Here is a 25,343-nt window from a genome sequence, read left to right as displayed (position 1 = left end):
CGCCGGCGCGGCTGTGCGATCGCGGCAGGGGCGCGGAGTGGTGTCGGCGGCGGCGTGGGGGTCGCCGGGGCCGGCATCGGCTGCACGCGGATCGGGGCCGGCTGGGCCGCAGCCGTCTTGGCCGGGGGCTGCGCCGGGACCGGGCGCTTGGCGGGCGTCGCGCCCGCTGCGGCGGGCGCCGACGGGGCGGGTCTTGCGGCCGCCGGCTTTGCCGTCGTCGGGTTCACTGCGGCGGGTTTTGCCTCTGTTGGCCCGGCGCCGAGGGCCGATTGCGTTTGAAACGGACGCTTCGCGCCGGATTGCGACGGGGGATCGGCTTGTGCCGGCGTGGCCCGGGCTGGCGCCTGCGATTCTGCGGCCGTGGCTGCGGGCTGGGTCGGGGATCCCCGGCTGGGCGAGGTCGGAGTGGTCACAGCCTTGCGCTTTCGCTGTTAGCGTATCCGCGCAGTTGTTACATGCAGTCGCGCCCCAAGGCCAGCATTTGCATTCAAATCTGCGCTACTGCCCGCGCCGACGGCTAAAGCAGCAGATCCGAGGCATCCAGCGCCGTTCCCAGGGCAAGGCGCACGGTCAGGTCTGCCAGCCCATCGCCGTTCATGTCGACCTGCACCTGCTGCACGCCGGCTGAGACGGTCTCCACACGCAGCTGCAAGGAGCCTGAAAAGGCGCTGCTGCCGATATAGCTGAGCCCCAGCCCCGCAAAGCCGAGCTTGTCGCTGCCGCGGGTAAAGTCGTTGATCACGTCGGTGCTGCCGTCCATCGCACTGGCGCGGAACAGGAAAACATCAGCATCGGCGCCGCCCGACAGGGTGTCGCTGCCCGCACCACCTTCCAATGTGTCGCGCCCGGCGCTGCCGAACAGGATATCGTTGTCGGCCCCACCATTGAGCAGGTCGTCGCCATCGCCGGCGGTCAGGGTATCCTGTCCGGCGGCGCCGTTCAGCACGTCGTTACCCGCGCCCCCGTTCAGCAGGTCGTTGCCGGCCCCGCCTTCCAGCGTGTCATTACCGATATCGCCGATCAGCGCGTCATTGCCATCGCCGCCGCTGAGATAGTCGTTGCCGCCATCGCCCATCAGCGTGTCATTGCCGGCCTGGCCGTAAAGCCAGTCTGCCATGTCGCCGCCGCGCAGGATGTCGTTGCCCAGATCGCCGTAAAGCGAATCGCTGCCCGCGCCGCCATAAAGCGTGTCATTGCCCGCGCCGCCATAAAGCTTGTCGTTGCCGGCATCGCCATAAAGCGTATCCTCGCCCGTGCTGCCGAACAGCGTGTCGTCGCCGGCGCCGCCGAAAAGCAGGTCGTTGCCATCCTCGGCATTCAGGAAATCGTTGCCGCCCTGGCCATATAGCGTGTCATGGTCGGGTCCGCCGAACAGGGTGTCGTTGCCGCTGCCGCCGCGCAGGAAGTCGTTGCCCGTGCCGCCACGCAGCAGGCTGGCGCCGTCGCCGCCTTCCAGCAGGTCGTTGCCGGGTCCGCCGTCAAGCGTGTCATTGCCCAGGCTGCCATAAAGGCTGTCATGCCCGGCACCGCCCGACAGATAGTCGTTGCCGGGACCGCCATTCAGGTTGTCGTGGCCGGGGCCGGTAATCAGCCGATCATTGCCGTCGCCCCCCGACAGGGTGTTGTGGCCGTAAAGATCCTCGAGCACGTCATTTCCGCCCTCGCCCAGCAGCAGGTCATTGCCGTTGCCGCCATATAGGAAATCGTTGCCCAGCCCGCCGAGCAAGGTGTCCTGCCCGTCCTGGCCGAAAAGGGTGTCGGCGCCCTCGCCACCCGACAGGCGGTCGTCGCCGGCGCCGCCCAGCAGCCGGTCGCTGCCCGCGCCGCCCGAAAGGGTGTCGTTTCCGCCCCCGCCATCGAGGATGTCGGCGCCGGCATCGCCCAGCAACAGGTCGTTGCCGGCATAGCCATAGATCAGCGAGCCCAGCTTGCTGGCCCTGAGGATGTCGTCGCGGATGGTGCCAAGGATTTTCGTGCGCATGTCCGGTGGGTCGTAATGGCTGATGGGGAAAAGCGAGTTGTCGAAGTCGCTGGCCTGCAGGGGGGTGCCATCCCGGGTCCGCACCCAGATCACCGAATTTCCATAGAATATCTGGATGCCCCAGACCTGCGGGCGAAAGCCCAGTTGCAAGGTGCTGCGGATCATGCCCAGGAAGGACAGGTCCAGCTGATCGATGCCGGGCTCGAAATCGCTGACCGTGATCTTGCCGTTCACTTCGCGGGCGACAAAGATGTCGGCGCCCGGGCCGCCGGTCATGCGCAAGGGCGCGCTGCCGGCGATCAGGATGTCGTCGCCTGCGCCGCCTTCCAGCGCGGTGGTGGCGGCGCTGGCCATCATCAGATCGCTGCCTGCGGTGCCGGTCTGCACATCGGCGCCGACCACGCGGGTCAGGCCGATCGGGCCGGGCTCGAACACGAACTGGGTCAGGCCCGCTTCGGTGTGCGAGGCGACCAGCAGCACGATGCGCCCATTGACCACCGCCGCCGAGATGGCCGAGACATCGGCCAGTGTCTGGCCGTCGGTATCGATCAGCGTCTGCAGATGCAGCAGCCGGCCGTCAGGCAGCAGGGTAAAGATGCTCAGCCCGTCATCTCCACCGCCGACAAAGATGAAGGCGCGGCCATCCAGCATCAGCGTCGCCATGGCGGTGGCGGCCTGAAAGCGGGTGCCCAGTTCATCGATCACATGGTCGATCGGCTGAAGCTCGCCATCATAGGTCAGCCGGAACGTGGTCAGGGACGAACTTTGCGCCGAGGCAACGACGACATAGGGCACGCCCCCGACCTGCAGAACGGCGATGTGGCTGGGCTGATTCATCCCCAGACCACGGTCGGCGCCGGTGATCTGCAATGGCCCCAGGCGGCCGTCGACCCCGATCTGCTGGCTGAGGATCTGGTTCCCCATTGCCGAAACCGCCAGCAGATAGCTTCGGTCGGCCAGGGTCACGACGGTGATGTCGCTGATCTCGGCGCCCTTGATCCCGTTCTGGGGCAGCTTGGCGGTCGCAACCAGCGTCAGACTGTCGCCGGCCCCCAACCGCCAGATGTCCACCGCCATCTGCCCATCGCGGGCCGAATAAAGGAACTTGCCGCCCGAGGTCTGGAACTGGCCCAGGTGGATGACGCCGGCGGGCAGCCTGCCCGCGCCCTGAAAATAAACCGTGCTGCCGAAGCCGCCATCGGGTGCCAATACGGCGCCTTGACCCATGGCGTTGATCAGGCCGGGACTGAACAGCGTGGCGCCCACGCCCAGGTCGATCACGCTGATTTCGGGCGCACCGGCATAGCGCAACAGCGGCGAATACGCCCGGGCCGAGAGCATGGTCAGCCCCTGATCGGGATCCGCGATGCGATAGGCCGCCATGCCCCCGCCCAGACGCGTCACGCTGTAGAGCACCAGCCCGTTTGTGTCGGTCCGCAGCAGCAGGTCCGTGACCCCGGTCACGAAACTGCCTTGCGATCCGATATAGGTGGCGACGTGGGTATAGCGCATGGTTCCAGATTCAGGGTGACGCGGCCCGAAGGGGACACAGGCCAGACTGCCCTGCCTGTCCGCGAAGTCACGCGGATTTCCCCGGGCATTTTAATCGCCAGCGCCCGTCGGATATTCGCTGGCCCTTGCCAGCGCCCGGCGCTTTGCGCATAGGTGTGCGGGCGCGCAGTGTGATGGTTGCCGTCAATGCAGATCGAAAAGACCCCGCTTCCCGGCGTCCTGGTGCTGACTCCGCGTCGATTCGGCGATGCGCGCGGTTTTTTCGCGGAAACCTGGAACCGCCGCACCCTGGCAGAGGCAGGTCTGGACCTGCCCGAGTTCGTCCAGGACAATCACTCGATGTCAGCAACTTGCGGCACGCTGCGGGGGCTGCACTTTCAGGCGCCCCCCCATGCGCAGGGCAAGCTGGTGCGCTGTGGCCGGGGCCGGCTGTTCGACGTGGCGGTCGACATCCGCCGGGGCAGCCCGACCTATGGGCGCTGGCATGGCGAGGAACTGTCCTTTGAAAACGGGCGTCAGCTGTGGGTGCCTGCGGGATTTCTGCATGGTTTCGTCACCCGGGCCGAGGATACGGAAATCATCTACAAATGTAGCGACTATTATGCGCCGGACTGCGACGGTGCCGTCGCCTGGAATTCGGTCGGCATCGACTGGGGGCTGACGCAGGCGCCGATCCTCTCGCCGCGCGATGCCGCCGCGCCGGCGCTGGCCGATTTCCATTCCCCTTTCGTCTATCAAGGCCCATTCGATTACGAGGCGAGATTATGAAGATTCTGGTGACCGGCGGTGCGGGCTTCATCGGCTCGGCCGTTGTCCGTCTGGCGGTTGCCCGCGGCCATCAGGTGGTGAACCTGGATGCGCTGACCTATGCCGCCAACCCCGAAAACGTGGCGTCGGTCGCGCAGAGCCCGCTTTATGCGTTCGAGCAGGTCGATATCCGCGACCGTCAGGCTCTGGATGCGGTGCTGGCCCGCCATCAGCCGCAGGCGATCATGCATCTGGCGGCCGAAAGCCATGTCGACCGTTCGATCGACGGGCCCGGCGCCTTTGTCGAAACCAATGTCACCGGAACCTATCACCTGCTGGAGGCAGCACGCGCCTATTGGCAGGGTCGCGGAAGGCCCGATGATTTCCGTTTTCACCACATCTCGACCGACGAGGTTTTCGGGTCACTGGGTGAAAGCGGCAAGTTCACCGAGGACACCCCCTATGATCCGCGCAGCCCCTATTCGGCCAGCAAGGCGGCCTCGGACCATCTGGTGCGCGCCTGGCACGAAACCTACGGGCTGCCGGTGGTCCTGACCAATTGCTCGAACAACTACGGCCCCTATCATTTCCCCGAAAAGCTGGTGCCGGTGGTGATCCTGAACGCCCTGCACGGCCGGCCGATCCCCGTTTACGGCGATGGCGGCAATGTGCGCGACTGGCTTTATGTCGAGGATCACGCCGATGCCCTGTTGCTGGTGCTGGAGCGCGGCCAGATCGGACGCAGCTACAACATCGGCGGCGAGAACGAGGCCAGAAACATCGATCTGGTGCGCACGATCTGCGCCGAAATGGACCGGCTGCGGCCGCAAGGCGCCCCGCATGACCGGCTGATTACCTTTGTTGCCGACCGTCCCGGCCACGACCGTCGCTATGCCATCGATCCCGGTCGCATCCGCGACGAGCTGGGCTGGCGCCCCTCGGTCACGGTCGAGGAGGGCCTGCGCCGCACCGTCGCCTGGTATCTCGACAACGAAAGCTGGTGGCGACCGTTGCTGTCGCGCCAGGGGGTGGGCGAAAGGCTGGGCCGGGGATGACGCGGCTGCTGGTCTTTGGCCGCAGCGGCCAGGTGGCCCGCGAACTGCAGCACCTGGCCCCAGATGCCCTCTATCTGGACCGGCAGGCGGCGGACCTGTCCGATCCCGCGGCCTGCGCGGCGCTGATCGCGGATGCAGATTGCAATATGGTGATCAACGCCGCTGCCTATACCGCCGTCGATCGGGCCGAATCCGAACCGGAACTGGCCCATGCGGTGAACGCCGCCGCGCCGACCGCCATGGCCGCGGCTTGCGTGCGCAGAGCGATCCCGTTTCTGCATCTGTCCACGGATTACGTCTTTGCCGGCGAGGGCCAGCGCCCGTGGCGCGAGGGCGACCCCACGGGCCCGCTGGGCGTCTATGGTGCCAGCAAGCTGGCCGGCGAACAGGGGATCGCCGCGCAGGGCGGGCAATGGGCAGTGTTGCGCACATCCTGGGTGTTTTCGGCCCATGGCAACAATTTCGTCCGCACCATGCTGCGGCTGGGCGGCGAACGCGACGAATTGCGCGTGGTGGCCGATCAGCACGGCGGACCGACCCCGGCGCGGGATGTCGCCGCAGCCTGCCTGACCATGGCGCAGGCGATGCTGGCGCGCCCGGATGCCGGCGGCATCTATCACCTGTCGGGCGCGCCTGACACGACCTGGGCGGATTTTGCCCGTGAAATCATGGCGCAATCCGGCCTGAACTGTCGCATTTCCGACATCGTGACCGCAGATTATCCGACCCCGGCGCGACGACCGGCCAATTCGCGTCTGGACTGTGCCGCGATTGCACGGGATTTTGGCATTGCCCGTCCCGACTGGCGGCTCGGGCTGCGCCATGTCCTGCAGGAGTTGACCCATGACCGATGACACGCCCGTTCCCGCACGCAAGGGCATCATTCTGGCCGGAGGCTCGGGGACGCGGCTTTACCCGATCACCATGGGCGTGTCCAAGCAGCTGCTGCCGATCTATGACAAGCCGATGATCTATTACCCGATCTCGGTGCTGATGCTGGCGGGGATTCGCGAGATCGCCATCATCACCACGCCCGACGATCAGCAGCAGTTCCAGCGGCTGCTGGGTGACGGGGGGCAATGGGGGCTGCGCTTCGAATATCTGGTGCAGCCTTCGCCCGACGGGCTGGCCCAGGCCTATCTGCTGGCCGAGGCGTTTCTGGACGGGGCGCCATCGGCCATGGTTCTGGGCGACAACATCTTTTTCGGCCACGGCCTGCCCCTTCTGCTGGAGGTGGCTGATCGCCGGCGCCAAGGCGGCACCGTTTTCGGCTATCGCGTCGCCGATCCCGAACGCTATGGCGTGGTCGGGTTCGACGATCAGGGCCAGGTCCGCACCATCATCGAGAAACCGCAGAATCCTCCGTCGGATTACGCCGTCACGGGACTTTATTTCCTGGATGCCACCGCGCCAGCGCGCGCGCGCGAGGTCAAGCCCTCGGCCCGGGGCGAATTGGAGATCACCACCCTGCTGGAAAGCTATCTGCACGATGGCACCCTGACGGTGGAACGCATGGGCCGCGGATTTGCCTGGCTGGATACCGGAACCCACGCCAGCCTGCTGGACGCGGGAAACTTCGTCCGCACGCTCGAGGAACGGCAGGGCCTGCAGACCGGCTGCCCCGAGGAAATCGCCTACAATCTGGGCTGGATCGACGCCGACATGCTGCGCGAGCGGGCTGCACGATTCGCCAAGAACGAATATGGGCGCTATCTGCTGCGGCTGCTGCCCAGGGCGTGACGAGCTTTGCGCTCATCCCGGGGGATTGTCCCGCCGGGAATCATCATGCCTTGTCCGCAGCCTGCCCAGCCCTGCGGCGGCCAGGACCGCCGCGGTGCCCGGGCGGCTTTGCCGGTAGAGCCCCATTTTCAGCATCCTGACAGCGGCTGACAGCCCCGGGCTGTTCAGCAGCCGGCCGAAATCCGCCAGCAGACGACGGTTTTCGGGCAGCAGCAGGTCGGCGACCGGTTCCAGTGCGCGTTGATTGCGCGCCAGCCATTGCGCGAACTGGCCGTCCAGCAGGCGGGCCGCGCGATGCGCGCGCGCGCGTGCGGTGTCGTTGCGGCCCATGACATTGTCGTCGTGCTGACGGTAATAGACCAGTTGCGCGGCATCGCGATGCAGCCGCGCCCCAGCCCCGGACAGAACCTGATACGCCCACCAGTCATGGGACACGATGCCTGCTGCTGCCGCCGCCGGCACTGCCCGCTGCATCAGCGCCACCGCCTCGGCATTCGCCAGGATGGTGTTCCCAGGCAGACAGGCCTGGATCAGCGCATTGCGAAACCCGAAAGGCCCCGGGAAATGCGGTGCCGGTGTCAGGGGGCGCAGATCATGGTCGCAGATGGTGGTGCGCGCGGCAAAGATCGCGGGCCCCTGTTGGCGGGCCAGAAACTCGGCCCCGCGTTGCAACCGTTGAGGATACCAGACGTCATCCTGATCGGCATAGGCCAGCCAGTGACCTGCGGGCACCTGCGCCGTCAGGTGCAGGAAGTTGCGCGTGGCGCCACGGCGCGGCCCGTCGATCAGCGTGACCTGGCCGGGCTCGCGCGTGCGGGCGAAGGCCTCGATCACTCCGCGCGTGCCATCGGTTGAGCCGTCGTCCGATATCAGCAGCCGCCAGCCCGGCAGCGTCTGGGCGGCGATGCTGTCAAGCTGGGGGCGCAGAAAGCGCGCGCCATTGAAGGTGGCCATGGCAATCAGGATCGGTGCAGTCATGCTGGCTCCGGGTCGTTTCCGGCAGCACCTACAATTCCCGGCAAGCCCGGACCAGCCCTGTCAGACCTCCTGCCGCCCGATGTCCTCGATCAGCACCCGCCGCACCTCGGGACCCGCCGCGCGCCGGGCAGCGGTCAACATGGCCTGCCGCAGCCGTTCCAGCACCGGCTCCGAGGTGAAATTCCCATCGAAGGCGCCGCTGTTGGCCTCGGCCAGCAAGGCCCCCAACAGCGCGTCGCGCAACGGATGTTCGCGCGCCTCGATCCCGGTCCGGGCAGTGGCCGGGATTTCAAGGCTCAAGGTCAGAACCATCACGGCATTGGAGCTGCCGTTGCGGATGATGGGCACGAAGAACTGGTTGGGGAAACGGAAATATTCGACGCTGGCGGCATCCTTGTCCTTGTCCTTGTCCTTGTCCTCGCCATGGGCCGGCTCGTTCTTGGCGGGGGGATGATCGCCGGGCGCGGCTGTGGCCTTGTCGGTTGCGGCCGACGTGGGCGTATCCTTGCCGCCGGACAGCAGATCCCCGGCCAGGGCGCCGCCCAGAAAAGCCAACAGCGGAACCATCAGCAAGAGCAGTTTTTTCATGATCTGGCTCAATAGGGCAGGATGATGTCGGCAATTTGCTGGCCATAGCGGGGCTGCTGCACATCGCTGATCTGTCCGCGCCCGCCATAGGAAATGCGCGCGCCGGCAATGCGGTCATAGGCCACCTCGTTCCGGCGCCCGATGTCCGAAGGGCGGACGAAGCCGCTGACGGTCAGTTCGCGCACCTCGTAATTCACCCGCACCTCCTGGCTGCCCTGGATGCGCAGGACGCCGTTGGGCAGGCGGTCGACGACCGTGGCGGCAACGCGCAGCGTCAGCTTGTCGCGTCGGCTGATATTGCCGCTGCCCTTGAAGCTCGAGGCGGCCTTGGCCTGGGCCAGCTCCTCCATGCTGGCACCGTCCGGCAAGATGGCGTCGACCTTCTGGGGCAGGCCGATCATGGCGGGAATGCTGACATTGTCGCTGGAACTGCGGCTGCGCCCGGACGAGTTCTGGATTTCGGCCTTGTCGTCGATCTCGATGACCACGGTCAGGATATCGCCGCGATCGACCGCGCGCGGATCGCCGACCGGAGCGTTGCGCGTTTTCCACAGCGATGCGGCGCTTTGCGGCCGATCCGGCAGTTCGCTGACGCCATGGCCCATGGAAGTCATGGCCTGAAACTCGACGCTGCTTTCAGGCTGGGTCATGGCAGGGGTCTGTCCCACCTGAGAAACCCGCCCGCAAGCCGTCAGCGACAGCAGGATCGCCGCCATGCTGACCAGGGAAGCGGGACGTGAGAGGAAAGCTTTCGGCATGAAACGACCTTTCAGTTCTGTTCGACCACGACGGTGCCATCGGCCGCGACCCGACCCGACACGGTGATGCGTGATGCGTTGTTGATGACGCGGATCGACTGTCCAATGCTGCCGGCGCTCAGCGCGCGGCCCTCGACCTCTATCCGCAGCGCGGATTGTTCATAGACCAGGGTGACCGTCTGGTTGCGCGCGACCAGAGTGGGCGCACGCAGCGCGGTCGCGGGGATGGGGCGGCCGGCATATACGGCATTGCGCAACTCCTGCCCGATGATATGGGCGGGGTCGGCCGGGCCGCCCTCGGGTCCGGGCAGCACGGCGACATCAGACGCGCCGATGATGGTGCCGGCGGGCAAGGTGCGGGTGGCCACCAGCCCATCGGCGCAGGCGGGTTGCGCCAGCAGGCAGGCGATCGCAAGCCAGCGCATCATCGCACCTGCACCGTCGTGCCCAGCATCTGATCGGCGGCGGTGATCACCTTGGAGTTCAGCTCGTATCCGCGCTGGGCCTTGATGAGCTCGGCAATCTCGCGGACCGGATCGACGGCGCTTTCTTCCAGAAAACCGGCGCGCAGGGTTCCCAGACCTTCCTGGCCCGGCAAGGCCACCTGTGGCGCGCCGGACGCCGGGGTTTCCAGGAACATATTGCCCCCTATGGCTTCCAAGCCCTTGGCATTGACGAAATTGACCAGGGTGATCTGGCCCAGGTTCTCGGGCTCGACCCGGTCGTTGAAATAGGCAAACACCTCGCCATTGGCATTGATCGCGATGCTGCGTGCCTCTTGCGGGATGGTGATGTCGGGAACCAGTGGATATCCCTCTGAGGTCACGATCTGTCCATCTGCCGACCGCTTCAGGCTGCCGTCGCGGGTATAGGCCGACATTCCCGACGGCAGGGTGATTTCCAGGTAGCCTTGGCCTTCGATGGCCAGGTCAAGATCGCCGCCGGTCTGGGTCAGCGCACCCTGGCCCAGCATGACCGCGACGCTGGCAGGCCGCACCCCCAGTCCAAGCTGCACACCCGCCGGCACCATGGTGCCGGTGGTCGCGGTCAGCGTTCCAGGGCGCGTCGCCTGCTGATATTGCAGATCGGCAAATTCGGCCCGCCGCGGGCTGTAACCTGCGGTCGACATGTTCGCCAGGTTGTTCGAGATGACCTCGACGCGCATCTGCTGCGCGCTCATCCCTGTCGCGGCGATCTGAAGCGCTCTCATACCTTGTCCTTTCACCGGGTCAGAGAAGTAATGGCAGCGCGAATGCGCTGATCTTCCTGGTCCAGAAAGTTCTGTCCCAGTTCATAGGCACGCTGCACCTCGATCATGCGGGCGATTTCCTGCACCGGATCGACGTTCGATTCCTCCAGGAAACCCTGGCGCAGGACGGGGTTTTCCAATGGCTCGACCTCGCTGCCGGGATCGAAAAGGGTTCCAGCCTCGTGCCGCAGCCTGGAAAGGTCGGGGGCTGCAAACACTCCGATCCGACCGATCGGATTGCCGTCGGCCGATATGGTGCCGTCAGTGGCGATGCCGACGCTGCGCGCGCCCGCCGGCACGACGATCGGGGCCTGGCCATCGTCCAACAATGCATATCCATCGGGATTGACCAGTTCGCCCTCTGCGTTGGTCATGAATGCCCCTGCACGCGTCAGGCGCGAACCTTGCGGGGTCTGCACCATCAGGAAGCCATCGCCGTCGATCGCAACATCGTAATTGCCATTGGTCATGGTCATGGCGCCAGGGCGCAGATCCACCATGCGACCACGACCATTGGCCATCGACAGCGTTTCGCCGCTGCGGTCCAGCGATACCAGGTATTCCGAAAACACCACGCCTTCGCGGCGAAAGCCCGTGGTGTTTGCATTGGCAATGTTGTTTGCCACCATGTTCATTTCACGCATCAGGCCGGACTGGCGGGTCAGCGTGGCGTAGATCGTGTTGTCCATGACTATGATCCTGCGATCCGGGGAAGGATCTGGTCGGTAAAGAAACTCGACAGGATCGTGGTCATGAAGCTCATGCTGACCCAGAAAACCGCGAGCATCAGTGCAATCTTGGGCACAAAGGTCAGGGTCATTTCCTGGATTGATGTCAGCGCCTGAACCAGACCGATCACGACCCCCGCGATCAGGGCCACGATCAGCAGCGGGGCTGACATGCGCACCGCGATCCAAAGCGCCTGGCGGGTCAGGTCGAAAATCAGGTTCTCGTCCATTGGCGACCTCAGACCGGCATCCTCAGGATTTCCTGATAGGCCTCGACCACCTTGTCGCGGATCGCGACGGCTGTCTCGAGCGCGATTTCCGCCTGGGCAATGCTTTGGACAAGATCGTGCGTGTCGCCTTGCCCGGTCATCGTCTGGGTCGCGGCAATATCGACCTGTTCCATGACCCGGGCGAAATCTGCCGCGGCGGCGCTGACGCCCTGGGGCAGGCCCGACGCCGGAGCAACCGCGGGGCGGGCGCGATCATAGGCCTGTGCGGCCAGGGTAGAGGATATCATGGCGAATGCTCCTATCGACGGATCAGATCCAACAGCGCGCTGCCCATCTGTCGGGACTGCTCAAAGACTCTCAGATTGGCCTCATAGCTGCGGCCAGCCTCGCGTGCGTCGGCGATCTCGATCACCAGATCGACGTTCGAGCCGGCATAATATCCCTGCTCATCGGCCATCGGGTGGGCGGGATCGAAGATCCGCGGCAGTTCGCGCGGATCGTAGCGGGTGGGGCTGGTGGTCACGGCGCCGGTAGGGCGTCCAAAGTCCGTCTGTTGCTGAAAGGCGACCAGCTTTCGGCGGTAGCCCGGGGTATCGGTGTTGGCGATATTCTCGGCGATGTGCCGCAAGCGGACGGCCTGCGAACGCATCCCCGAGGCGGCCAGATCGACGGCTGAAAAAGATGTGGTCATGCTGCGATTTCCTACTGACGGCGGCCAATGCTGGTGCGGATGAGGGTCATTGCGGAACGTGTGACGGCCAGCGACAGGTCGAACTGGCGCTTGGCATGCGCGCTGCGAATCATTTCCTCTTCAAGGCTGACGGTGTTGCCATTGGGCGAGGGTTCGTGCCCGTCATCCGTCGTGACGTTCGCCTGTTCCCAGGACGAAGCCGCAAGATGGGCGGGATGGGAATGCCGCATGCCAATTTGGCCGCTCCGGCGATAGCTGCCGGCAAAATCCTTAAGGTCATGCGCCCGGAAACCCGGGGTGTCGGCGTTCGCGACATTCTGGGCAATAAGTTTCTGACGCTGCGAGGCGTGTTGCGTCAGCGCCCCGGCCATGCGCAATGTTTCGATCCGGTCGAACATCGGCTTGCTCCTTGCTTCCCTTGTGACGGTCTTATCGCCAATTGGTTTAGAAATGGTTTGCGGCATCGGAATTTGTCGAATTCCGCGCTGCGTCCGCCGTTCAGAAAGCCTTAACCCCTGGCGCTGTAATCTTGGCAGAGGATGAAGCCGGAGGGCGAAATGGAAAGGCTGCAGGCGCTGGCGCGTCAGGTTCGTGAACTGCCTCCATTGCGCCATTTCGGCGAGGTAACGGCGGTGCAGGGCGGGGTGATCCATGTGTCCGGCCTTGGGCTTCAGGCCGCATTGGGTGATCGCGTGGCCGTGCATTCACGCAACGGCCAATGTCTCGCGGGCGAAATCGTATCGCTTCAGGCAAGCCTTGCTGCAATCCTGCCCGAGGCGCCGGCAGAGGGGCTTTCGCTTGGTGCGCGCGTCGAGTTGTTGCCGGCACTGGCGCTTGCCCCGGCCGAGTCCTGGGTGGGCCGCATTGTCGATCCGCTTGGGCAGCCGCTGGACGGACGGCCGCTGCGGCCCGGTGTCGCCCCGCGCAGCTATCGCGCGTCTCCGCCTGCGGCTGCCGGGCGCAACCGACTGGGCGCGCGTCTTGATACCGGTCTTGCCGTCCTGGATACGCTTTTGCCGCTGGTCCGCGGTCAGCGCATGGGGCTGTTCGCGGGGTCCGGGGTCGGCAAGTCGACGTTGCTGGCGCAGCTGGCCCGCAATGTCACCGCCGATCTGGTGGTAATCGCCATGATCGGAGAGCGCGGCCGTGAACTGCGCGAATTCGTTGAGGATACATTGGGTGCAGAGGGGATGGCGCGGTCGATTGTCGTGGCGGCAACCTCGGACCAGTCACCCTTGATGCGGCGCCGCTGCGCCTGGGCGGCCATGGCGGTTGCCGAACATTTTCGCGATCAGGGACGGCACGTGCTGCTGCTGGCCGATTCGATCACACGTTTCGCCGAAGCACATCGGGAAATCGCGCTGGCTGCCGGGGAAAGTCCCAGCTATCGAGGATTTCCCCCCTCGACTGCGCATCTGATCATGTCACTGGCAGAGCGTTCGGGGCCAGGGCCTGCCGGGCTGGGCGATATTACAGCCATATTCAGCGTGCTGGTCGCAGGCTCTGACATGGAGGAACCGGTTGCCGATATCCTGCGCGGCACGCTGGATGGTCATGTGGTTCTGGATCGCGCCATTGCCGAACGCGGACGCTTTCCGGCGATCGATGTACTGCGATCGGTTTCGCGCGCCCTGCCACAGGCTGCGAGCGCCGAGGAAAACGCGCGAATTGCGCGAACGCGCAACCTGCTGGGCACCTATGCGGAATCGGAACTGATGATCCGCGCGGGTCTTTATGCGCCGGGCTCGGATCCGCGGCTGGACGAAGCCGTGCGCCTTTACCCGGCGCTGGATCATTTCCTGACGCGAAGAACGCAGGACACGCGGCACGGCTTTCGCCTGCTCGACGAGGCGCTTTCGGGCAGGGTATCGCATGATTGATCGCAAATAAGGCTTCGTTCCTTTGGGGTTATCCGCTAATTGATGAAAATTAAGCGGTGCGGCTGAGGCATTGCCCCCAGCCGACGAATGGACAATCTTCGCGCACGACCCGAGGAGATCCATGGCCATAACCGAATATTTCATCCGGTTTCTGCAACAGCGGGACCAGCTTTCCGAAGCCGATATTTCACGGCTGCGCGCGATCACCACAACGCCGGTCAGCTTTCAACCAGGCGAGGTCATCGTGCCGCGCGGTCGGCTGGCCACGCGCAGCTGCATGATGCTGCGCGGAATGTCGGCACGCCAGCACCAGATCCCGACCCGTCCAGGCAAGCGCGTCATCACCGCATTGCACGTGCCGGGTGATTTCGTGGATCTGCATGGCTTCGTCCTGGCCGGTCTGGAACATGATGTCGTCTCGGTCGGGCCAAGCGAGGTCGAATTCGTCGATCATGGCCAGCTGCGTGAGATCACACAGAACTTTCCGCATCTGACACGGCTGTTGTGGATGTCCACCGTGATCGACGCCGCCATTCATCGCCAATGGCTGGTCGCGGCAGCCTCGTTACGTTCCAGCGCGCACCTGGCGCATCTGCTGTGCGAAATCTATACCCGGCTGGCCAGCGTGGGGGCGGCCTGCAACCATCAGTTCGTTCTGCCGTTGCTGCAGCGCGAACTGGCGGATGTGCTGGGCTATACGGCAATCCATGTCAACCGCGCCGTGCGCGATCTGCGCGACAGCGGCCTGATCCGCTGGGTCGGCGCAGATATCCAGATCCTCGACTGGCCGGGGCTGGTTCGACTGGCCCGGTTCAATCCCGAGTATCTGGAACTGGACCGCTATCGTCGTTAGACCGCTACTGGCACAGCCTCCAGCCGCCCTGCCGCGACTTGATGTCCAGGTGCAAGTGGTCGTCATGCGCCGCATTGCTGCCGGGACCAAGAACGGTGGTGAAATGCAGGCAGGCTGTGGCGCGAATGGCCTGTTGAAAAGCCGCATCCATATCGCCGCCGTCCTGGCGCGGCTTGATCTCCAGGCGACTGCCATCCTCGAAGCGCAGCGCCGCGATATCCAGCGCGTTGCCAAGCGCGTGTTCGGACAGCTTACCGCCATCGTCGCCGACGGTTTGGCGGCATTGATATCCTGTTCCAGGTTCCAGGGCGACCAGCGCCGATTGCCCTGGGCGTAAGGCGGCCGCCGGGCGCACGAAGTCGCGCAACCAATGCGCAAGTTCGCGGGCGGTGTCGCAACGCATCATCGCGCCGCCTGTCAGTTCGATACCGGGCAGGGGTTGTTCCAGCCGGATGGGCCGCGCGATGCCGCATTGGGTATGGGTCGAATCGGCGACAGAAGGCAGTTCGTGAAAGACCGCACCCAGCAGCCGCAATTCCAGCAGACATGCGGAATAGGTGAAGTCATCCTCGGGCGCAGGCGCCTGCGCGGGGGGCTCTCCGGGACGGTCGGCCTGATCGACGGCCGGCACCGCGGCGGGGCTTTCGGGGGCTGCGCCGGCGTCCGCAGGACGTTCGGGGGGGCGGGGCGGATCGGCCGGTCGCGCCGGTGGTTCCTGCGCCCAGGTCGCGCTGGCTAATGCAATTGCCAAGACCGCCAGCCTTTGTCGCATCCTAGTTCATGTCTTGCGCAGGAGGGAAAACCGACACGCTTCCGGGCTGCTGGCCGGGAATGCTGTCCGGCAGGGTGTCGACGCTGTCCTGCCCCGGCCCGGCCGCTGGCGCGGCGGTCCCTTTCAATCCGGCGTCGTCAGGCCCCGCTGATGCCGGATACGGCGCGCTGGCTGCAGCGGCGGGCAGCGTGCCGGCAATCGCAGCGGCGGCCGTACTTGCCAGACCCGGGGCTGGTGCGGTTGCTGTGACGCCATTGTCCTGCCACCTGGGCTGACGGTCACCCCGGGCCGGGGGGCGAATGCCGCTGATGGTGGTTGCGGCGGCAACCTTGCTGACCGCTGTCTGGGCCGTGTGTCCAATCACATCGGCAATGCGCACGCCAGGGGGCAGAAATTCGACCTGGGTTTCGCCCGGCTTGACCATATGCGCAAGTTCCCAGGCATCCCAGTTGGTCAGCCGAACACAGCCGTGGGACTGATTCACGAACAATTGCGAGGGCGTCGGCGTGCCGTGAATTCCGTAGGTGGGCTTGCTCAGGTCGATCCACACCGTTCCGACCGGACCATTCGGCCCGGGAGGCACAATCAGAACCTTGTCGTTGTTGCCCTGCTTGAAGTTGCGCTTGGGGTTGTAGGTATATGTGGGGTTCAGCGCGACCGCGGCCACCGTATGTGTGCCATGGGGCGACGGAGTGTCCGATGATCCGACGGTGGCGGGATAATCGGCGACCAGATGCCCGCTGGCGTCATAAGCCGCGACGCGGCGCGTTTCCTTGTCGATGATGATGCGGGTGACACGTGCGCGGATGGGCTTGGCGGGGACCGTCACCTTGATCGTGGTGCCCGGAACGAATTGCCTGCCCGCGTTCAGCTTGGCCAGAAACTTTTCATCCATGTGAAAACGCTCGGCAAGCTTTTCCAGCACACTGGTATAGCCTTGAGAACTCATCTGCGCCTTTTCGGCGTAGTCGGTGGGAATGCGGTCGACCAGGCCGGTCGCATCCTCGGCGGTGATGGTATAGTCCCCTGTCACCGGCTCGGCGGCGTAGCCCTGCAAAAGATCCCAGACCGCGTGATCCATGCGCCCCGTGATGGGTAGCCCGGCGCGCCTCTGGAATGCCCGGATCGCGCTTTCGCTCATGCCGCCGCGCCAGCCGTCGACGACGCCCGGGGAAATGCCCGAACGATCCAGCAGGATCTGCACCTTTGCGGTCAGGGCAGACTGACCGGGCGGCAGGTCACCGCCGTCATAGCTGGCCTGCTCGATTTCCTCGGCACTGATCCGGGCCAGGCCTTTTGCCGGTGACGCGGCCGCGGTGCTGCCCGATGCGCCGGGTGCGCCCGCAGGGCCGGTCGTCACCTCGACTGCACGTCCTGCCCCGAAAGGCGAGGGCACTGGCCGCGCCGCTGCGCCATCGGCCATCATGAGCACGGCCGCAGCCGCCAGAGAAAGCGAAAATGCGCCGCTGTCGCGGCGGCAGGGGGAACACCAGCTCATCGGTCGTCTTGCCTGATATTTTCTTGGTTGAAACGATCTTTGCCGGTTTCGCCATTTCAAGGCAAGGCGGGCGGACTCAACTTGACTTGAACACTCACAGATCGGCGTGAAATCGGTGGCTGGGCGGGAAATATCGTCGCGTCATCGACACGGGCAGATTGTGAACCCAATCGATCCGTTCCACCAGCAGAACGGGCGCGCCGGGCTCCAATCCAAGCGCGTCCACGATGAAGGGATCATCGGCGGCGGCGGCGCCCATGCTCAGCGCGGCCCGGCTGATCGCTACGTGACCCAGCAGCCATTCGCATGGGCTGAGATTTTCCAGCGCCTCGCGGGTCAATCCCGGGGTGGCAAAATCGTTGAGCCAGCGCGTTTCGCAGCAATAAGGCTTGCCGTCGGCGGTAAAGGTGGCGCGCGTGCGGATCACGCTGTCATCGACACGTAACAGCATCGAGGGCGCGACATCCGCAGGGGGCGAAACCCTGTCGTATGCAAGCAGCCTGTAGCCATAGACCTTGCCGGCGGCCTCGATCTCGCGCCGCAGCAGAAAGCGCACCATCTGAACCCGGGGCTGAGGGGCAACGCGGGTGCCGACCTTGCGCCGACGTTCCAGCACGCCGATATCGGCCAGGGCCTGCAGGGCCCGGTTCACGGTGGCCCGCGCGCAGCCGAATTCCAGCGCCAGCTCGGCCTCGGTCGGAATCAGGCTGCCCTCGGGCCAGATGCCATCCTGTATGCGCGACAGCACATGTTCCTGCACGCTTTGCCAGGTCATGTTGCGCCTTTGACGCTGCTGATCCTGAGAGGCCAGCGCGCGCGCCACATGGTCGGGAAGCTTGATCATCGGGCCATCATCGTTTGCTGTCGTTTGCATGTGGGGTTGCGCCTGGCAGGAACGCATTGTCAACAATGTGACAAGACGCCATGGCGACAAAACTTGAACAAATCAGTTCGATTTGCAACGAAAAATTGCCGTGAACGTCAACCCGGCGATGATTGGCAGGGCGCTGCCTGCTGTTGACAAGGCGGCAGCTTGGGCAGACAAGGTCACGGCTCCAGCAATCATGGGATTTCGCGATGTCCGAGGCCGCGACAGTCAACCGGCAGGGCACTGTGTCGACGGCATGGGCAGTTCTGATTGCCATCAGCCTGTGCCACCTGATCAACGACGTCATGCAATCCATGCTGGCGGCGATTTACCCGCTTTTGCGGGCAGAGTTTTCGCTGAGCTATTGGCAGATCGGGCTGATGACCTCGGCCTTTCAGATCACGGCTTCGCTGCTGCAACCGTTGGTCGGGGCGGTCACGGACAAGAACCCGATGCCGCGGTCCCTGGCCGCGGGGATGGGGTCGACCTTCTGCGGGGTCTTGCTGCTGGGTCTGGCCCATGAATATTGGGTGCTGCTGCTGGGCGCGATGCTGATTGGCATAGGCTCTGCGGTGTTCCATCCCGAAAGTTCGCGCGTGGCGCGCATCGCCTCGGGCGGGCGTTTCGGCACTGCGCAATCGCTGTTCCAGCTTGGCGGCAATTTCGGCACCGCGCTTGGGCCGCTGCTGGCCGCTTTCGTGGTGGTGCCGCTGGGACGTCCTGCGGTGGCGCTGTTCGCGGCCGCCGCACTGGCCGGTTCGGCGCTGCTGTGGCGGGTCGGGGCCTGGGCCGATGGGCGCAGGCGCAGCGCAGCTTACCGGGCCGTGCCGGCATTGCCCTATTCGCGCGGCCGGATCATTGCGGCCATCGTCGTGCTGGCGCTGCTGACATTCACCAAGCACATCTATGTGGCCAGCATCACCAGCTATTACACCTTTTACCTGATCGAGAAATTCGGCCTGAGCACGCAACAGGCGCAGCTGATGCTGTTCCTGTTCCTGGGTGGAATGGCCGGCGGGGTGATGCTGGGCGGGTTGATCGGGGACCGCATCGGGACGCTGAAGGTGATCTGGTTTTCGATCCTGGGGGTTTTGCCGTTCACGTTGCTCTTGCCACATGTCGGGCTGGCGGCAACGGGTTTGCTGACCGTTATCATCGGTCTGGTGCTGGCTTCGGCCTTTCCGGCCATCGTGGTCTTTGCCCAGGAACTGGTTCCGGGCCGCACCGGGCTGATCGCCGGCATCTTCTTCGGCTTTGCCTTCGGCATGGGCGGTATTGCCGCGGCCGTTCTGGGGCTGATCGCCGATGCCCGGGGGATCGAATTCGTTTACAAGGTCTGCGCCTATCTGCCGCTGATGGGGCTGTTGACCATCCTGTTGCCGCGTATCAAGCGCTAGTTCGGGGAAGCGGGGCATTTCCGCCCGTGCGCCCATCGATTCGGAAAGCACAAGACCATGACGACCATTCAGATCAGACCACTGACGGCCGAGGAATTCGCCCCCTTTGGCGAGGTGCTGACCCCGCGGTCCGCACCCAGCAAGATGATCAATGCTGGCCGTTGCGAACGCCATCATGCGCTGGCCACGGTCGAGCGCGGTGGCGGCGAGGCAATCATCTCGATCTTTCGGTCCGAGCCGGTCAGCCTGCCCTATGACTGCACGTTGCTGGAGCGTCACCCGCTGGGCAGCCAGGCGTTCATGCCCCTGGGCCCCGATCCGTGGCTGTCGATTGTCGCGCCGGATGACAACGGCAGGCCGGGCCAACCCATCGCCTTTCTGGTGCCGGCCGGCACCGGCGTAAACCTGCGCGCCAATGTCTGGCACGGTGTGCTGACGCCGCTGGACCGGGCCGCCGATTTCCTGGTTGTCGATCGCGAGGGCGAGGGGGTGAACCTCGAGGAAGCGACCATCGAGCCGGTGACCGTGGTGGCATGAGCCTGCCCGATTTTGCCCTGGAACAGGCGGCGCTGGACGGGGGCGCGCGCCTGGTTGCCGGCGTGGACGAGGTGGGGCGCGGTCCGCTGGCCGGCCCCGTCACCGCGGCGGCGGTGATTCTGGACCCGGCCCGCATCCCCGAAGGCTTGAACGATTCCAAGAAGCTGACCGCGCCGTGCCGCGAGCGACTGGCGCAGGCGATCATGGCCCACAGCGACTGGGCAGTGGGTCACGCCAGCGTCGAGGAAATCGACCGGCTGAACATCCTGCGCGCCTCGCATCTGGCGATGTGTCGCGCCTTGGCCGGGCTGCGCCAGCGCCCCTGTCTGGCGCTGATCGACGGCAACCAGTTGCCGCGCGACCTGCCGGTGCCGGGGCAGACGGTGGTCAAGGGCGATGCCCGCTGCCTGTCCATTGCCGCGGCCTCGATCCTGGCCAAACTGTTGCGCGATCGCATCATGGTGGATTTGGCGCAACAGCATCCCGGTTATGGATGGGAGGTGAACGCCGGATATCCCACCGCGGCGCATCGTCTGGCGCTGAAAAATCTGGGCGTGACCCCATATCATCGGCGCAGCTTTCGCCCCGTCCACAACATCTTGTGTAAAGATCAATCAGCAAGCTGTTGATTCAAAAAACAATTTGACGACGAATCGGGTCTGAATCATCATCCGGGCAACAAGATCGGCCGCCAATGGCCGAAACCCGAGGCAGTGATGAGCAAGCAAGACACCCGTTCCCGCGCATCCGCGCGTCCGCTACCCCTGAACCAGATTCTTGCCGGTGACTGTGTGCAGGTGATGAACGACCTGCCCGAAAACAGCGTCGATCTGATCTTCGCCGATCCGCCCTATAACCTGCAATTGCGGGGCGAACTCCACCGGCCCGACAACAGCCGTGTCGATGCGGTGGACGACCACTGGGACCAGTTCGCCGGTTTTGCCGCCTATGACCGCTTTACCCAGGATTGGCTGGCCGCCGCGCGGCGGGTGCTGAAGCCTGACGGCGCCATCTGGGTGATCGGATCCTATCACAACATCTTTCGCGTCGGCGCCGAACTTCAGAATCAGGGTTTCTGGATCCTGAACGATGTCGTCTGGCGCAAGTCCAATCCCATGCCGAACTTCCGCGGCAAGCGACTGACCAACGCGCATGAGACGATGATCTGGGCCAGCAAGTCCGAAGGCGCGAAATACACCTTCAACTACGAAGCCCTGAAATCGCTGAACGAAGGCGTGCAGATGCGCAGCGACTGGGTCTTGCCGATCTGCACCGGGGGCGAGCGGCTGAAGGACGCGGGTGGCGCCAAGGCCCATCCCACCCAGAAGCCCGAAGCGCTGCTGCACCGGATCCTCGTCGGTTCGACCAACCCGGGCGATGTGGTGCTGGACCCGTTCTTTGGCACCGGCACCACCGGCGCGGTCGCCAAGATGCTGGGCCGCGACTTCATCGGCATCGAACGCGAGGCTGCCTATCGCGAGGTCGCGCAACAGCGCATCGCCCGCGTGCGCAGGTTCGACGCCGAGGCGATCGCCACCATCAAGCCCAAGCGGGCCGAGCCGCGGGTGCCCTTTGGCCAGGTCATCGAACGCGGCATGTTGCGGCCCGGCGAAGAGCTTTATTCGATGAATAACCGCCACAAGGCCAAGGTGCGCGCCGATGGCAGCCTGATCGGCAATGACGTGAAAGGCAGCATCCACCAGGTTGGCGCCGCGCTTGAGGGCGCGCCCAGCTGCAACGGTTGGACCTATTGGCATTTCCGCCGCGAGGGCCGCATGGTGCCCATCGACATCCTGCGCCAGCAGATCCGCGCCGAGATGGAGGCCGAAGAAGGCCGCGCCCACTGATTTCCGGTTCGCCAAGTCCCGATGTTCCGCGAGCTCTGGCGCGGCCGGGACCGCCTTGCCCCGTCCGGCAGTGCCGGGCGGGGCCTTTTTCCTGCCTGCGGGTTATGCCTTGGTGCCCGCAGCCTTCAGGACATCGTCGCTGCCCTTGAAGCCCCTGGCCGACATATAGCGGTGATAGTCGCGCGCCATTTCGGTCTTGGCCTGGCCGGCGGCGATCTTCAGCGTTTCCGGCGTCGTTTCGGCATAGGTCGAGACGAAGAAATACCGCGGCCCGGTCAGATATTCCCCGCAATGCAGCATTGCCGAGTTCGAGATGATGATGTCGCCCGGATCGGCGTTCACCCAGCAGATGTGGCGCTCGATCTCGTCGGCCTCGTCGAAGTTGCGGGTCAGCCGCGCCTGGGTCAGCACCTCGCGGTGACGGTCGAACCAGGCGGTGTCGCGTTTCAACCCGACGCGGCGGCCCTGTTCCCTGAATTTTTCTTCGTCGTGAGAAAAGGGAATGTATCCCAGCGCACCGCCCGACAGGCCGCAGTAATGCAGGATGCGGACGATGCGCTTGGTCGGCTTTTTGGCGGAATAGGGCGAGGCGTCATCTTCGCACAGCATGCGATAATCGCGGTGCAGGCCGCGGGCGGAATAATGCGCGGCAACGGCGGTGCCGAATTCGAAGCTGCGCGGACCCAGCAGGGCTTCGATGATTTTCTGAACCGTTTCGTCCCCGGCATAGGGCCAGAACCGCGGGTCGTTCAGCGCCGGCGCGCCGCCGGTGGCCCATTTCCTCTTCTTGGCAAAGACATCGCGGAAATCCAGCGGCTTCAGGCCCGAAAAGTCGATGCAATGCTGATTGAGCAGTTTGGAACGCTCGGGGCTGTAAAGCCGGCGCACCTTGACGATACCGAAGCGATTGAACAGATCGGCGATTTTTTCGATGGGATCGGTCACATCGGCGATCCCGGCAGATTCGATCAGGCTGAACGGGTTCACCCCGCGCGACAGTTCGTCGTAAAAAATTCCGATGGGCCGCTTTGCCCGCGACGATGGATAGAATTTCCGTCCCGCGCCCGGGGCCACCGGTGCCGACGCAAGTTGAACCGCCTGTTCCGACATTTTATTGCTCCAATTGCCAATCCGGCACCACTTCAACCCACGGTGGTCGTGAATGCAAGCAAATTAGCCGCATTCCGGCGTCAGCATGGGGCGTGACAGACGATTGGCTTGCGGGTCAGGATCGCTCCCCGGGCATCGGCAATTCGCCGCGATTATAGGGGCGCCAATCGGTGATTCCGGGATAGAACTGCCGACGCCATGCCCGCACCCTGGGGTTCATCCGCCGCCGCCACAGTGGCGGAACCATCGCCAGGAAATTCATCGCCGGATAGCCCAACGGCAATTGCGGGGCGACATCAGGCCCATAGGTCTGCAACAGCGGAAATCGCCGGTCGGGCTGATAATGGTGATCGGAATGGCGTTGCAGGTTTATCAGCAGCCAATTCGTCGCGCGATGGGCCGCATTCCAGCTGTGATGCGGACGGATACGCTCATACCGGCCATTGCCGAGATATTCGCGCGTCAGGCCGTAATGTTCGACGTAATTGGTCAGCTCCAGCTGCCAGACCGCCACCAGCGCCTGCCAGACGAACAGCGCGACCCCCTGCCATCCGCCCAGAGCCGCCGCCAGCCCCAGCATGGCCAGTTGCAACGCGCCATAGCGCCAGAAGGGATTGCGCCGATCCAGCGCCGAACGCCCGCTGCGCCGCAGCCTGCCGGCTTCGGCCTGCCAGGCGCTGCGCGGGCTGTCGCGCAGCACGCGCAGGAAAAAGCGATAGAAGCCTTCGTTATAGCGGGCGGTCACCGCGTCGCGCGGCGTGCCGACCCAGGCATGATGAACCAGCAGGTGCTCGCTGCGAAAATGCGAATAGAGCACGCTGGCCAGCAGCAGGTCGCCCAGCCACCGCTCCAGCCGGTTGCGCTGATGCACCAGCTCATGGGCATAGACGATCCCGACGCTGCCCGAGGCGACGCCGATGCCGAAGAACAGCCCCAGCTTTTCCCAACCGCTCAGGGTGCCGTGAGCCGCATACCATATGCCGCCAAAGATCATCGCGGCCTGCAGCGGCGCCCAGATCAGGGTGATTGCCCGGTGCCAGCGCAGCCGGGCCTGCGGTGTCTGCGGGTCGGGGTTGCGCTCATCCAGACCCAGCACCAGATCCAGGACCGAGGTCAGAAACCACGCATAAAGCGGCATCAGCAGAAACCACCATCCGCCCAGGGTTGCGGCCAGCGCCGCCAGCGGCAGCAGTCCCAGCGACAACCAGAAGGGCAGGGCGGCAGCCAGTGGCGCGTGCGTCATCGCCGGCCCCCGTTTGCAGCCAGCCGCCAGGCCTTGCGCATCAGCCCCGGCAGCGCAGTCGGGTCGAAATCAGCTCGCGCCATCCAGGTGCCGCGTTGTGGCGGGCCGTCGATCTGTGCGCTCATCACCGTCAGGTCCAGCGTGAAATGGGTAAAGACATGGCGCACGCTGCCCAGGCTGCGCCAATCAGCCTGCGCCGGCGGCGGCAGTGCTGTGCCGTCCCAGCCGGTCGAAGGAAAGGCCAGGGTGCCCCCCAGCAGCCCGCGCCGGGGCCGGGTCTCGACCAGGATGCTGTCCGCGCCAAGACCGATCCAGACCGTGCCGCTGCGCAGGGGCTTGGGCGTCTTGGGCAGCTTGCGCGGCAGTTGCTCGGCCAGGCCAAGGGCACGGCCCCGGCAGTCGTCGGCGATCGGACAGATGCCGCAGGCCGGCCTGCGCGGGGTGCAGATGGTGGCCCCCAGATCCATCATCGCCTGCGCGAAATCGCCCGGGCGCTCTGGTGGCGTCCAGGTGCCGGTCAGGGCCACCAGCTGCGGCTTGGCCGCAGGCAGGGGTGTTTCCACTGCGAAATGCCGCGCCACGACCCGTTCGACATTGCCATCGACCACGGTTTCGGGCCGGTCGAAGGCAATCGCCGCAATCGCGGCCGAGGTATAGGGGCCGATACCGGGCAGCGCCGCCAGTTCCGCGCGGGTGTCGGGAAAGCTGCCTCGCTGCGCCACGGCGCGGGCACAGGCGATCAGGTTGCGGGCCCGCGCGTAATAGCCAAGCCCCGCCCATTCGGCCATCACCTGCGCCTCATCGGCCCGGGCCAGATCCTCGACCCGGGGCCACAGGCTGACAAAGCGCTGGAAATAGGCCGTGACCGCCGCCACCGTGGTCTGCTGCAACATCACCTCGGACAGCCAGACGCGATAGGGGTCGGCCGGGCCGCCTCCCGGCGGGTTGCGCCAGGGCAGGTCGCGGGCGTGGCAATCATACCAGCCCAGCAGCCGTTCCGAAATCACCTGAAGGTCACGCAATTTTCAGCCTCTCTGCTCTGGCGTCCGGGCCCGTGGCGGTCCAGACTGCGCCACGAAGG

General features: G+C 65.0%; 27 protein-coding genes. 10 read left to right on the top strand and 17 right to left on the bottom strand.

The features are described from left to right. Positions 1–517: 517 nt before the first annotated feature. A complete protein-coding gene (locus GB880_RS01055) occupies positions 518–3,493 on the bottom strand; it encodes a calcium-binding protein (protein WP_154492891.1) in 2,976 nt (991 codons plus the stop codon). 186 nt (positions 3,494–3,679) lie between these two features. Here GB880_RS01055 and rfbC point away from each other — a divergent pair, with 186 nt between their 5' ends. The 4 genes from rfbC to rfbA are packed head-to-tail and all read left to right on the top strand — an operon-like array spanning position 3,680 to position 7,035. Beyond that, on the top strand, positions 3,680–4,261 hold the full coding sequence (rfbC, locus tag GB880_RS01050) for a dTDP-4-dehydrorhamnose 3,5-epimerase (RefSeq protein ID WP_154492893.1): 582 nt from the start codon (positions 3,680–3,682) through the stop codon (positions 4,259–4,261). Then, positions 4,258–5,295 (top strand): dTDP-glucose 4,6-dehydratase, encoded by a 1,038-nt coding sequence (gene rfbB / locus GB880_RS01045; RefSeq protein ID WP_154492895.1) that lies wholly within the window; start codon positions 4,258–4,260, stop codon positions 5,293–5,295. The genes rfbC and rfbB overlap by 4 nt, the downstream gene beginning before the upstream one ends. Beyond that, positions 5,292–6,149, top strand: coding sequence for a dTDP-4-dehydrorhamnose reductase (rfbD, locus tag GB880_RS01040; RefSeq protein WP_154492897.1), 858 nt, complete (start codon positions 5,292–5,294; stop codon positions 6,147–6,149). The genes rfbB and rfbD overlap by 4 nt, the downstream gene beginning before the upstream one ends. Next, positions 6,139–7,035, top strand: coding sequence for a glucose-1-phosphate thymidylyltransferase RfbA (gene rfbA / locus GB880_RS01035; RefSeq protein WP_154492899.1), 897 nt, complete (start codon positions 6,139–6,141; stop codon positions 7,033–7,035). The genes rfbD and rfbA overlap by 11 nt, the downstream gene beginning before the upstream one ends. A gap of 12 nt (positions 7,036–7,047) precedes the next feature. Here the strand turns inward: rfbA and GB880_RS01030 are convergent, their stop codons facing one another. From GB880_RS01030 to GB880_RS00985, 10 genes are read right to left on the bottom strand one after another with little or no spacing between them, the layout of a single operon-like run. After that, positions 7,048–8,013, bottom strand: a complete 966-nt coding sequence (locus GB880_RS01030; RefSeq protein WP_154492901.1) for a glycosyltransferase — start codon at positions 8,011–8,013, stop codon at positions 7,048–7,050. 60 nt (positions 8,014–8,073) lie between these two features. After that, the gene (locus GB880_RS01025) at positions 8,074–8,601 is read right to left on the bottom strand and encodes a hypothetical protein (RefSeq protein WP_154492903.1); all 528 of its coding nucleotides are present in this window, start codon (positions 8,599–8,601) and stop codon (positions 8,074–8,076) included. An 8-nt stretch (positions 8,602–8,609) separates the two neighbouring features. After that, positions 8,610–9,359 (bottom strand): flagellar basal body L-ring protein FlgH, encoded by a 750-nt coding sequence (gene flgH / locus GB880_RS01020; RefSeq protein ID WP_154492905.1) that lies wholly within the window; start codon positions 9,357–9,359, stop codon positions 8,610–8,612. A gap of 11 nt (positions 9,360–9,370) precedes the next feature. Next, the gene (gene flgA, locus GB880_RS01015) at positions 9,371–9,787 is read right to left on the bottom strand and encodes a flagellar basal body P-ring formation chaperone FlgA (RefSeq protein WP_154492907.1); all 417 of its coding nucleotides are present in this window, start codon (positions 9,785–9,787) and stop codon (positions 9,371–9,373) included. Next, positions 9,784–10,569: a flagellar basal-body rod protein FlgG gene (gene flgG, locus GB880_RS01010; RefSeq protein WP_154492909.1), complete on the bottom strand. Its 786-nt coding sequence runs from the start codon at positions 10,567–10,569 to the stop codon at positions 9,784–9,786. The genes flgA and flgG overlap by 4 nt, the downstream gene beginning before the upstream one ends. Before the next feature lie 11 nt (positions 10,570–10,580). Next, complete coding sequence (locus GB880_RS01005) at positions 10,581–11,297, bottom strand: flagellar hook-basal body complex protein (protein ID WP_154492911.1); 717 nt, start codon at positions 11,295–11,297, stop codon at positions 10,581–10,583. 2 nt (positions 11,298–11,299) lie between these two features. Beyond that, positions 11,300–11,566 (bottom strand): flagellar biosynthetic protein FliQ, encoded by a 267-nt coding sequence (locus GB880_RS01000; protein ID WP_154492913.1) that lies wholly within the window; start codon positions 11,564–11,566, stop codon positions 11,300–11,302. A gap of 8 nt (positions 11,567–11,574) precedes the next feature. Beyond that, the gene (gene fliE, locus GB880_RS00995; RefSeq protein ID WP_154492915.1) at positions 11,575–11,853 is read right to left on the bottom strand and encodes a flagellar hook-basal body complex protein FliE; all 279 of its coding nucleotides are present in this window, start codon (positions 11,851–11,853) and stop codon (positions 11,575–11,577) included. 11 nt (positions 11,854–11,864) lie between these two features. Continuing rightward, positions 11,865–12,257 carry a flagellar basal body rod protein FlgC gene (gene flgC, locus GB880_RS00990; protein ID WP_154492917.1) on the bottom strand — a complete coding sequence of 131 codons (393 nt, stop codon included), beginning with the start codon at positions 12,255–12,257 and terminating at the stop codon, positions 11,865–11,867. Positions 12,258–12,268: 11 nt separating this feature from the next. After that, entirely contained in the window at positions 12,269–12,655 is a 387-nt protein-coding gene (locus GB880_RS00985; protein ID WP_154492953.1) for a FlgB family protein, read from the bottom strand. A gap of 159 nt (positions 12,656–12,814) precedes the next feature. Here GB880_RS00985 and GB880_RS00980 point away from each other — a divergent pair, with 159 nt between their 5' ends. After that, on the top strand, positions 12,815–14,137 hold the full coding sequence (locus GB880_RS00980; protein ID WP_229774339.1) for a FliI/YscN family ATPase: 1,323 nt from the start codon (positions 12,815–12,817) through the stop codon (positions 14,135–14,137). 121 nt (positions 14,138–14,258) lie between these two features. Beyond that, complete coding sequence (locus GB880_RS00975) at positions 14,259–14,990, top strand: Crp/Fnr family transcriptional regulator (protein WP_154492921.1); 732 nt, start codon at positions 14,259–14,261, stop codon at positions 14,988–14,990. A gap of 4 nt (positions 14,991–14,994) precedes the next feature. Here the strand turns inward: GB880_RS00975 and GB880_RS00970 are convergent, their stop codons facing one another. From GB880_RS00970 to GB880_RS00960, 3 genes are all read right to left on the bottom strand, one after another. Further along, on the bottom strand, positions 14,995–15,741 hold the full coding sequence (locus GB880_RS00970) for an extensin-like domain-containing protein (RefSeq protein ID WP_229774659.1): 747 nt from the start codon (positions 15,739–15,741) through the stop codon (positions 14,995–14,997). Positions 15,742–15,763: 22 nt separating this feature from the next. Beyond that, entirely contained in the window at positions 15,764–17,260 is a 1,497-nt protein-coding gene (locus tag GB880_RS00965) for a L,D-transpeptidase family protein (RefSeq protein ID WP_195840788.1), read from the bottom strand. Between the two features lie 94 nt (positions 17,261–17,354). Further along, entirely contained in the window at positions 17,355–18,104 is a 750-nt protein-coding gene (locus GB880_RS00960; protein ID WP_154492925.1) for a GntR family transcriptional regulator, read from the bottom strand. Positions 18,105–18,337: 233 nt separating this feature from the next. Between GB880_RS00960 and GB880_RS00955 the strand changes: the two genes are divergently transcribed. The 4 genes from GB880_RS00955 (at position 18,338) to GB880_RS00940 (ending at position 21,909) form a co-directional block, all read left to right on the top strand. Next, positions 18,338–19,525: an MFS transporter gene (locus GB880_RS00955; RefSeq protein ID WP_154492927.1), complete on the top strand. Its 1,188-nt coding sequence runs from the start codon at positions 18,338–18,340 to the stop codon at positions 19,523–19,525. Between the two features lie 57 nt (positions 19,526–19,582). Beyond that, positions 19,583–20,062, top strand: coding sequence for an ureidoglycolate lyase (locus GB880_RS00950; RefSeq protein ID WP_154492929.1), 480 nt, complete (start codon positions 19,583–19,585; stop codon positions 20,060–20,062). Beyond that, positions 20,059–20,691, top strand: a complete 633-nt coding sequence (locus GB880_RS00945; protein ID WP_154492931.1) for a ribonuclease HII — start codon at positions 20,059–20,061, stop codon at positions 20,689–20,691. The genes GB880_RS00950 and GB880_RS00945 overlap by 4 nt, the downstream gene beginning before the upstream one ends. Before the next feature lie 87 nt (positions 20,692–20,778). Next, positions 20,779–21,909, top strand: a complete 1,131-nt coding sequence (locus tag GB880_RS00940) for a site-specific DNA-methyltransferase (RefSeq protein ID WP_154492933.1) — start codon at positions 20,779–20,781, stop codon at positions 21,907–21,909. A gap of 102 nt (positions 21,910–22,011) precedes the next feature. Here the strand turns inward: GB880_RS00940 and GB880_RS00935 are convergent, their stop codons facing one another. From GB880_RS00935 to GB880_RS00925, 3 genes are all read right to left on the bottom strand, one after another. Continuing rightward, a complete protein-coding gene (locus GB880_RS00935) occupies positions 22,012–23,019 on the bottom strand; it encodes a hypothetical protein (protein WP_154492935.1) in 1,008 nt (335 codons plus the stop codon). Positions 23,020–23,134: 115 nt separating this feature from the next. Further along, complete coding sequence (locus GB880_RS00930) at positions 23,135–24,262, bottom strand: alkane 1-monooxygenase (RefSeq protein ID WP_154492937.1); 1,128 nt, start codon at positions 24,260–24,262, stop codon at positions 23,135–23,137. Next, positions 24,259–25,284, bottom strand: a complete 1,026-nt coding sequence (locus tag GB880_RS00925) for an A/G-specific adenine glycosylase (RefSeq protein WP_154492939.1) — start codon at positions 25,282–25,284, stop codon at positions 24,259–24,261. The genes GB880_RS00930 and GB880_RS00925 overlap by 4 nt, the downstream gene beginning before the upstream one ends. Between the last annotated feature and the right edge of the window lie 59 nt (positions 25,285–25,343).

Origin of the sequence: Paracoccus sp. SMMA_5_TC, from assembly GCF_009696685.2 — a bacterium.
Taxonomy (GTDB): Bacteria; Pseudomonadota; Alphaproteobacteria; order Rhodobacterales; family Rhodobacteraceae; genus Paracoccus.
Note: the sequence above shows the minus strand (reverse complement) of the source record. Positions and strands in the feature narration are given on the sequence as shown.